This window comes from Nostoc sp. UHCC 0252 (assembly GCF_034931145.1).
Classification (GTDB): domain Bacteria; phylum Cyanobacteriota; class Cyanobacteriia; order Cyanobacteriales; family Nostocaceae; genus Nostoc.
Genome location: NZ_JAYGHE010000164.1, coordinates 2,017 through 3,561 on the forward strand (window position 1 = coordinate 2,017; position 1,545 = coordinate 3,561).

Annotated in this window: 3 protein-coding genes; 1 reads left to right on the forward strand and 2 read right to left on the reverse strand. The window is 45.4% G+C overall.

All coding sequences use genetic code 11. From position 1 onward, the window contains the following. Together VB732_RS35605 and VB732_RS35610 are read right to left on the reverse strand one after the other, a co-directional pair. The coding region (locus VB732_RS35605; RefSeq protein ID WP_323235503.1) for a hypothetical protein at positions 1–402 on the reverse strand (402 nt) is incomplete at its 3' end. A gap of 208 nt (positions 403–610) precedes the next feature. Further along, entirely contained in the window at positions 611–1,147 is a 537-nt protein-coding gene (locus tag VB732_RS35610) for a hypothetical protein (RefSeq protein WP_323235504.1), read from the reverse strand. A gap of 88 nt (positions 1,148–1,235) precedes the next feature. Between VB732_RS35610 and VB732_RS35615 the strand changes: the two genes are divergently transcribed. Beyond that, positions 1,236–1,487: a hypothetical protein gene (locus tag VB732_RS35615; RefSeq protein ID WP_185586311.1), complete on the forward strand. Its 252-nt coding sequence runs from the start codon at positions 1,236–1,238 to the stop codon at positions 1,485–1,487. Positions 1,488–1,545 lie beyond the last annotated feature (58 nt).

Sequence of the window (1,545 nt, forward strand, 5' to 3'; positions counted from 1 at the left end):
TTTTGCTACCAGATAAGCAAGCGGCAAAGGGGTGGAGAATTGCTGAAGCTGTACTGACTCTTCACTGCGGCGAGTATGCGTCGGGCACAGGGCTATTAACTTCTCCAATTCTAATAATACTGTTAGCGGCGACTCTAATAAAAGCTTGTAACCTTTTTGACGCAGATATAAGATTTGCGCTACTTCCACTGCTTCGTAAGCGTCTTTCCACTGCCATGCGCCCTCTGCTGCCGTGCCTAGAAAGTAGCGATTCATCTGGGCTTGGATTGTCCTGGTGGAGATAGTCCGTTGCTCAATCAGTGATTTGGTGAGTTCTTGAGCAACGTTGAGGATTGATTGTCCGTAGTCCAGAACTGTTTCTAGGTCAAACAGAGTTCCTTGCGTGGCTATAAGGCTGACCATATCTATTATATGAATACATCACTTTCGCTTTGGCGTAGCCATTTGACCGAGAAGATTGGAGATTGGAGATTGAATGTTTTTGGTACAAGCCCAGCACTCAAGTGGGTGGAATAAATCTAAAAGACGCTACGCACAGTCGCTTTCCGCGTCGCTATCGTCAATTCTCTTATCTTCTCGGCAATCTACAATTGTTTGAGCTAAGGACGGGTTAACTATAATTTTTTTGGTACTTTCCAGTTATCTTGCGTGGCTTGGTGGACTGGTGCTTAGTACTAGTTGAGGCGAATTTCTTAGACGTGGAGGATTTTGCTTTAGTCCGCTTGGGTTTGGTCGGTTGTGCTTTGGCAGGTGGGAGTAGTCGGAGTCTGGGGAAAGGGATTATAACTGCTGGCGTGGGAACAGAATGGTCAGGGGATTGTAGTTCTAAAGTCCAAGGGTCGGAAATATTCTCAAATGCGATCGCCCTTGGAGTAGGTTGTGATGCTGTTGCGGAAACTGTGGGCTGTTCAATAACTGGTAGTTGCCATCCGACTGGCGGTAAGGGTACAACCCACAAACTATTCATGAAATCGAAAACCATCAGCGCAACAAAGCTCATAACGACTACTTGGATCGTCAGGGTGAGAGTAGCTTGGATATCCATGATTAACTCCAAATGTTTGTGATTTTTCAATGTAGTGAGGCGTTGCAGTTGGGTTTGGTCGTTGCAACTCTCACTCTGGTTTTGGCGTAGCCATATTCCCATTCACAAAACGGGTGATTATGTTTACCCAGAGCATTGAAATCTTGTTAGCAAAGGCTAAGATCCAAAAAATTACTAATTGCAATAAGCAATGGCAAGCAAAGAAATCCAAGTCCGAGAGTACACTGTCAGAGCGCACAAGCGGGAAATTCATACTCGCGTTTTTAACTTCGTATGTAAGCAATGTGAACAGCCCACACAACGAGAAACCTTTGGAGTTAGACCTCTATATTGCGAGAAATGTCGTCCGCCTCAACCTCCCAAGCAATCGAAAGTAGTCCCTATAGGCAAGAGGAAACCCAGAGCGATGAACTATAAGAGTGGGAAGGATATAGCTGGGTGATTTGTTGTCTCTTGGGTGAGTGAAGCAGTGCGCTCATTCGCCCAACCTAATTCAAACT